Source organism: Streptomyces sp. NPDC059668 (genome assembly GCF_042734135.1).
In the GTDB taxonomy this organism is placed as follows: Bacteria; Actinomycetota; Actinomycetes; order Streptomycetales; family Streptomycetaceae; genus Streptomyces.
Genome location: NZ_JBHWEL010000028.1, coordinates 24432 through 31706, shown reverse-complemented (window position 1 = coordinate 31706; position 7275 = coordinate 24432). Strand labels below are relative to the sequence as shown.

At 70.9% G+C, this 7275-nt stretch carries 5 protein-coding genes; 3 read left to right on the top strand and 2 right to left on the bottom strand.

Annotated elements, in window-relative coordinates:
* Positions 1–143: 143 nt before the first annotated feature.
* Both ACFV2J_RS21340 and ACFV2J_RS21335 read right to left on the bottom strand, forming a co-directional pair.
* On the bottom strand, positions 144–1481 hold the full coding sequence (locus ACFV2J_RS21340) for a M14 family metallopeptidase (protein ID WP_385084380.1): 1338 nt from the start codon (positions 1479–1481) through the stop codon (positions 144–146).
* Between the two features lie 290 nt (positions 1482–1771).
* Positions 1772–3463 (bottom strand): chitinase, encoded by a 1692-nt coding sequence (locus tag ACFV2J_RS21335; RefSeq protein WP_385084382.1) that lies wholly within the window; start codon positions 3461–3463, stop codon positions 1772–1774.
* A 370-nt stretch (positions 3464–3833) separates the two neighbouring features.
* On the opposite strand from ACFV2J_RS21335, the gene ACFV2J_RS21330 reads away from it, so the two are divergent.
* The 3 genes from ACFV2J_RS21330 (at position 3834) to ACFV2J_RS21320 (ending at position 7237) form a co-directional block, all read left to right on the top strand.
* Positions 3834–4709, top strand: a complete 876-nt coding sequence (locus ACFV2J_RS21330) for a hypothetical protein (protein ID WP_385084384.1) — start codon at positions 3834–3836, stop codon at positions 4707–4709.
* Between the two features lie 158 nt (positions 4710–4867).
* Positions 4868–5581: a Flp pilus assembly protein CpaB gene (gene cpaB / locus ACFV2J_RS21325; RefSeq protein ID WP_385084386.1), complete on the top strand. Its 714-nt coding sequence runs from the start codon at positions 4868–4870 to the stop codon at positions 5579–5581.
* 39 nt (positions 5582–5620) lie between these two features.
* Positions 5621–7237, top strand: a complete 1617-nt coding sequence (locus ACFV2J_RS21320; RefSeq protein ID WP_385084388.1) for a CpaE family protein — start codon at positions 5621–5623, stop codon at positions 7235–7237.
* The last annotated feature ends 38 nt before the right edge of the window (positions 7238–7275 follow it).

Here is a 7275-nt window from a genome sequence, read left to right as displayed (position 1 = left end):
TCGCCCACCCCGGCGGGGGGCCCCCCCGGGGGGGGCCCGCCTGGGCGCCGCCCCCCCGGGCCCCCCCCCCCCGGTGGGGGGGGGGCCCCCGGGGGGGCGGGCCGTACGCGGCCGCGCGGTTCGCCCCTGTCCGGCCGTCCCGGTCAGGCGCAGTACTGCGCCTCCTTGCCGATGGACCGGTACATGCAGTCCGCGTTCTCCAGCAGTTGGAGCACCGCGTCCCGGTTGCGCGAGGTCTCCCGCTCGATCACCTCGTCGGGCGGGTAGAACCCGCCGCCCGAACTGGACCTCGGGTACATCTCGAAGGTGAAGTCGAAGATCTTCTGGGTGCCCCAGAGGTAGTCGTCGATCGAACCGTCGGTGATGTACAGGTCGCTGGACTGCTCCGGTGTGTAGCCGTTGCTCGCGGCCATCGTCCGTCCGACGGCCTTGAACGCGGCCGCGTCGTCCGCGGTCATGCCGGTCGTGGTGTCGGCCGTGGTGAACCCGAAGGGCCACAGCACGAGTTCGCTGTACGTGTGGAAGTCGATCCCGGCCCTGATCTGCTGCCTGCCGCCGACGACCCGGCCGCGCACGAAGTCGGCGACCACCTTCACCTCGGGCGCCGACTCGGCGGACGCTCCGCGGTAGGTCTCGGAGGACGTGGACCCGGACGAGCCGCCGCAGCAGCCCCACCGGTGGTTCCAGTTGCGGTTGAGGTCGGTGCCGACGTACGAACTCCCGCTGTTGGGCTGGCGGTTCTTGCGCCACGAGCGGTACGAACCGGTGGCGATGTCGTACTCGCCGCCGTCCGGGTTGAGGTCCGGGACGATCCAGATCTCGCGGTTGTTCACCATGCTGGTGACCCGGGAGTCACTGCCGTAGCCGGCTCCCAGCTCGCGCAGCAGGTACAGCGCCATCTCGACGGTCAGGTGCTCACGGGCGTGCTGGTGGAAGGTGAGCAGGACCTCGGGCTCGTTCTCGTCGGTCGCCACGTTGTCGCTGACCTTGACGGCGACGATGTCCCGGCCCTGGTACGACTTCCCGATCACGCGCTTGCTCATGATGCCGGGGTACGCAGCGAGCCGCTGGTCGATCTCCGCGTTCGCCTCGGCGTAGTTGTGGTACTTCGCGTCGGCCGAGGGGAAGTCGAGGAGGCGGAGATCACCGGGACCGTTCGAGCGGTTCGGCGCCGAGCCCAGCGGTGAGACCTCGTAGCCGAGCCGGCGCAGCTCCCTGGCCTGGTCCGCGCGGCCCGAGACGACGACGGTCTCCTCGTCGGCCTCGTCCACGGTGACGCCGGCGGCCTGGATGGCCGTACGGGTCACCGGGGTCGTGCTCCGGTGGATCTCGTACTGACGGATGTCGTCGGCCGAGGGCGCTGGGGCCTTCGCGCCGGTCGCCGTGGCGCTGGTGACCGAGCCGGTGACGGGTGCGGCGAGGGCGAGGGCCAGCAGCGGGGCGAGGACGGCGGCCCGTCTGCCGCGGGTGCGAAGTCGCATGAAGTCTCCTTGTTTCTCCTGGAATCCGGGTCACCGGATGTGGGGGTACGGAGCTGGGGGGTGGGATCAGTGCGACGTGCGGGGTGCGGATGTGGCGCTCATGGTGAAGCTATGGCATGAGCAGGTCAAGACTCGACCAAGGGCGGGCGAGCGGAATCGGCCGTAATCCGGGCGGGAGGGCGGCCCTCGGGGGGCCGTCCGGGAAAGCCCGAAGGGGCGACCTCGTCGGAGGTCGCCCCTTCGGCCGGCCCGGTGGGGGCGGCCCCACCGGCTGCGCCGGTCCAGCGGGTTCAGCCGAGCCCGTGCACGTGCGCTCCCACCGAGTTGGACCACGCGTTGCCGGCGGAGGCGTCCCAGTTCGTCGACCAGGTCATCGCGCCGCGCAGGTCCGGGTAGGCCTTGGAGGGCTTGAAGGAACCGCAGTTGGTGAGCTTGGTCAGGCAGTCCAGGGCGTTGTTGACGACAGTCGGGGAGACGTAGCCGCTGCCCGCGCCGCTCGTCGAGGCCGGCAGGCCCAGGCCGACCTGGGACGGGGCGAGGCCGCCCTGCAACTGGATGCAGGCGAGGGCGGTCAGGAAGTCGACCGAGCCCTGCGAGTACACCTTGCCGTCGCAGCCCAGCATCGAACCGCTGTTGTAGTACTGCATGTTGACGACCGTGAGGATGTCCTTGATGTTCAGGGCGGTCTGGAAGTAGGTGTTCGAGGTGGACTGCATGTCGATCGTCTGCGGGGCCATCGTGATGATCAGGGACGGGCCCGCCTTGGCCGCCAGGGAGCGCAGCGCCTGCGTCATGTACGTCGCGTTGAGGCCGTTCTCCAGGTCGATGTCGACGCCGTCGAAGCCGTACGTCTGCATGAGGGAGTAGACGGAGTTGGCGAAGTTCGCCGCGGACGTCGAGTCGTTGATGGACACCGTGCCGTTCTGGCCGCCGATGGAGATGACGACCTTCTTGCCCGCGGCCTGCTTGGCCTTGATGTCCGCCTTGAACTGGTCGACCGTGTAGCCGCCGAGGCCGGCGGAGTCCAGGCTGAAGCTCACCGCGCCCGGCGTGCCGGTCGCGTCCGCGAAGGCCACCGCGATGATGTCGTACTGGGACTGGACGGCGGAGATCTTCTGCACCGTCGCGCCGTTGTTGAAGTTCTGCCAGTAGCCCGTGACGGCGTGCTTCGGCAGCCCGGTGCCCCCGCCACCCCCCGAGGACGCGTTCGTCGTGCCCGTCACCGTCGCCGACTTCGCGGACTCACCGGCCGAGTTGGTCGCCGTGACCTGGAAGGGGTACGAGGTGGACGCGGTCAGTCCGGTCACCGTCGCCGAGGTCCCGGTCACGGCCGTCACCTTCGTGCCGGACCGGTAGACGTTGTAACCCGTCGCTCCCGACACCGTGTTCCAGGTCAGGGAGACGGACGAGGAGGTGGTCGAGGAGACGGCCAGGCCGGCGGGTGCAGCCGGGACCGTGGGGGCCGGGTCGCCGCCCCCGCCGCCGTCGGGGCCGAAGACCGAGAGGTCGTCGGCGTAGTACGCGGCCTGTCCGTACCACCCGTGCGTGTAGACCGTCACCGAGGTGGTCGACGCACCCGTGGTGAAGCTGGTGGACAGCTGCTTCCAGGAGGCGGAGTCCGGGGTCCAGGTCGACACGTCCGTGGTGCCCGTGCCGGTCACACCGAGGTAGGAGTACCCGCCCTGCACCCACGCGCTGAGCGTGTACGTCGAGTTGGGCTTGACCGCGACGGACTGGGTGCACTGGGCGTTGTCCTGCCCGGCGGGCGTCGCCTTGAGCGCCGCCGATCCGCCGTGCACCGGTGAGGACACCGTCGTACCGCTGCCCGCGGAACAGGTCCAGTTGCTCAGGCCCGACTCGTAACCGCCGTTCCTGGCGTTGTTGACGTCGGCTGCCTGGGCCTGGCCCGCCAGGCCGGTGAGGGAGAGGACGGAGGCGGTGACTGCGGTGGCGAGGCCGACCGCCCATCTCCGTGCGGGCATGCGTGTGACGCGGTCCACTGGGTCCTCCGGGGAGGTGGGGGAGGGATACGGAACGGCGGCCACCGCTGGATACAAGTTGGTCCAGACCAATCCTGTTGTCAAGACCTCGGGGAACGGCCGGAAATCCCAACACCTTTGAGGCGCGGGCGACTTGTCGCGTATTCGCCTCACTCTCCGTTGATCATGCCCGCACCTTCGGTGAGATGATCTGGCGGATTCGGTGTTGAGCGGGCCATGCCGTGGATATGGTGCTGATGCAAGAGGGCGTCACAGTGACGATCTGCGGCCAACTGTGGCGGTCCATGACGAAACAGGGGCGATCCGTGGCGGTGGTTGACCACCTCGCCGCGGCGAACGGGGTGTGTGCAGCGTGCCGACCGCGATAGCCGTCACCAGTCCCGACCTGGTGCTGCCGCCGCACGACCGACAGACCCCGCCCGCCGTCGTCCAGCCCCTCGACACCCTCGACGCCTCCCTCACGGGCATGCACACGCTCATCGAGCAGCACGGATACGTCATCGCGCTCTACCCGGCCTCGGTCGACGCGGCCGTGACCCAGCGCCTGCACACCGTCCGCTCCGTCCTGGAGAGCGACCGGATCGCGCTGCTCGGCATCGACCTGCCGCCGCTCGGACTGGCCCTGCTCGCCCAGCAGTTGCGCCAGCTGTCCGTCTGCGACTTCAGTCCGGGCGTGCTCGCCTCCTCCGCCCGGCTGCTCGCCCACTACATCTACGCCGGCGCCCTGCTCGGCTCGGTCGCCAAGCTCGACCGGGTGCCGGTGACCCTGAAGTCGCACGCCAAGTCATGGGTACCGGGGGCCCAGTTCGCCGTGCTGGCCACGCCACGGCCCCAGCTCGCGCGGATCGGCCAGGACGACATCGCCGGACCCGAGTTCGGCACCCGGCTGCTCGTGGCCGCCGGCCAGCCGCCCTCGGACTGGGTCACGGCGACCCTCGCCCCCGCCTGGCGCGTACAGGGCGTCGCGACGGTGCCGCTGCCGGAGGAGTCGGCCCGCTGGTGGGGCACCGCCAAGCTCGCCGAGTTCGCCGCCGGTCTCCACGACGTCTCCGTGCTCTACCAACTCGTGTCGTCCGTCCGGCGGGAGGAGTGCCACTGGTGCGGACTCGAACTCATCGGTGACCGCTGCGGGTTCTGCGCCGCGCCGCTGCCACCGCCATCGGAGCTTCCGGCCGCCGAGGTGGGGGCATCCTCTCCAGTGCGTGCCCTGCCCCGGGGCATGACATAAGCCACATAGGTCCCATCGGACGCGTCGGCTGCGCGGATCCGGCACCTCGGCTCCGTGGCACCACGGCTCCACAGCGACATCTCAACAGCACCTGAACAGCACCAGGCACGACCGCTCGACCCCGCCGTCCCCGCCCCACGATCGAGGTTGTCCGCGTCATGAACTCACGCCAGCGCCGCGGCGTCATCCTGCTGGTCCTCTCGGTCCTGTGCGCCCTGGGCGCCTTCGCCGGAGTCCTCTCGGTGATCCGTGACGTGAACTCCAAGGTCGGCCCGGAGGTCTCGGCGTACCGCCTCAAGGACGACATCGCGCCCTACAAGGAGCTGTCGGCCGACCAGTTCCAGAAGATCTCGATGCCCGAGCGCTGGCTGTCCTCCACCGCCGTCACGGACCTCTCCCGGATCCGCGGGAAGATCGCCGTCACCCAGCTGGAGAAGGGGTCCCTGCTCCAGAGCGACATGATCGTCGACCGGCCCGCGCTGGAAGCCGGCCAGCAGGAGATCGCCATCATGATCGACGCGGCGACCGGCGTGGCCGGAAAGATCGACCCGGGCGCGCGGGTCAACATCTACGCCACCTTCAAGGCCGAGAACGACAAGCAGAAGGACCAGTCCAAGGTCATCGTGGCGAACGCCCGCGTCATCGACGTCGGCAAACTCACCGCCCTCGACCCCGGACAGTCCAGCGCCGAACGCAGCCGCACCGCCACCCAGGCCGTGCCCATCACCTTCGCGCTCGACACCGCCGACGCCCAACGCGTCGCGTACGCCGAGTCCTTCGCGACCCACGTCCGGCTCGCCCTGGTCGCGGGCGGCTCCGCCACCACCGTCGCCCCCGGCGAGCGTACGTACACCCTCGACCAGGACAAGTAGGAGGCCGCGCATGAGGTCCACGCCCCCGGGGCCGTGCCGATGACCATCCGTATCCTCCCGGCCGTCGGCGACATCGACTCCGCCCGAGCGCTCACCACCCTGCTCAGCCAGCTCGCCGACGCCGAACCCGCCCCGCCCGTCCCCGACTCCACCGCCCTGCTCGACACCCTCGCCCGGCTCGCGGCGGAGTCGCTCGACGAGCTGCCCGAAGTCGTCCTCGTCCACGAACGCATCGGTCCCGTACCGGCGTTGGACCTCATCCGCGATCTGGTGCTGCGCTTCCCGGCGGTCGGCGTCGTCCTCGTCACGGCCGACACCAGCGCCGGCGTCCTCACCGCCGCCATGGACTCCGGCGCCCGCGGCATCGTCGGCCTGCCGCTCGGCTACGACGCCCTCGCCGAACGCGTCCAGGCCGCGGCCGGCTGGTCGCTCGGCATGCGGCGTCACCTCGGCAGCGGCACGCCCGAGCTGTACACGGGCCCCGGCGGCACCGTCGTCACGGTCACCGGGGCGAAGGGCGGCGTCGGCACCACCGTGACGGCGGTCCAGATCGCCCTGGCGTCGAAGGCGTCCGGGCGGGACGTGGCCCTGGTGGACCTCGACCTCCAGTCCGGGGACGTCGCCTCCTACCTCGACGTGCAGTTCCGCCGGTCGGTCGCCGACCTCGCCGGGATCAGCGACATCAACCAGCGTGTCCTCCAGGACGCCGTCTACCTCCACGACAGCGGCGTCGGCCTGCTCCTCGCCCCCGCCGAGGGCGAACGCGGCGAGGAGGTCACGGACCGGGTGACCCGCCAGGTCCTGTCGGCCCTGCGCTCCCGCCACGACGTCGTGATCGTCGACTGCGGCTCCCAGATGACCTCCGCCACCGCGGCGGCCGTGGAGATGGCCGACCAGGCGCTGCTCGTCGTCACCCCGGACGTCGTCGCCGTCCGCGCCGCCAAACGCATGGTCCGCATGTGGGACCGCCTCCAGATCCGCAAGGCGGAGGAGACGACGACGGTCGTCAACCGGTTCGCCCGCGGTACGGAGATCCAGCCCTCCCTGGTCCAGCGCGTCACCGGCACCAAGGTCGCCGGCGCCGCGGTCCCCGCCGCCTTCAAGGAGCTCCAGTCCGTCGTGGACGCGGGCCGCCTCCAGGACCTCGACGCCCGCTCCACCGTCAAACAGGCGCTGTGGGCCCTGGCGGCGGAACTGGGACTGGTCGTCGCCCAGGAGGGCGGGGGCGGCGGCCGGCGCCGCAAGGCCTCCCCGGACCGGGGGACGTCGGGGCTGCGCAGGAGGGGCGGCGACCGGGGCGCGGTGACCCTGGAATTCGCCGGGATGTTCCCGATCCTGCTGGTCGTGATGACGATCCTGTGGCAGTGCGTGCTGTACGGCTACTCGTACTCGCTGGCCGGGAACGCGGCGGACGAGGCGGCCCGCGCGGCGACCGCGGCGTACGCGGTCGACGGCGACGTCGGCGGCGCGTGCCAGACGGCGGGGAGCAGGCATCTGCCGGGCTCCTGGAGCGACGCGGGGATCGTCTGCGCTCCGGCGGGCCCGGTGATGCGCGCCACCGTCGACGTCGACGTCCCGCTCTTCTTCCCGGGCTTCGACGCGGGGTGGCACGTGCGAGGGACGGCGGGCGCGGCACTGGAGGGGGACGCCGGATGACCACCTTCCCGAGGTTGTCGCGGTGCCTTCCGCGGCGC

Bases quoted from the DNA above. Each gene is read 5' to 3' on its own strand.
- ACFV2J_RS21340 (WP_385084380.1), bottom strand. From the start codon at position 1,481: ATGCGACTTCGCACCCGCGGCAGACGGGCCGCCGTCCTCGCCCCGCTG.
- ACFV2J_RS21335 (WP_385084382.1), bottom strand. From the start codon at position 3,463: ATGCCCGCACGGAGATGGGCGGTCGGCCTCGCCACCGCAGTCACCGCC.
- cpaB (WP_385084386.1), top strand. From the start codon at position 4,868: ATGAACTCACGCCAGCGCCGCGGCGTCATCCTGCTGGTCCTCTCGGTC.
- ACFV2J_RS21320 (WP_385084388.1), top strand. From the start codon at position 5,621: ATGACCATCCGTATCCTCCCGGCCGTCGGCGACATCGACTCCGCCCGA.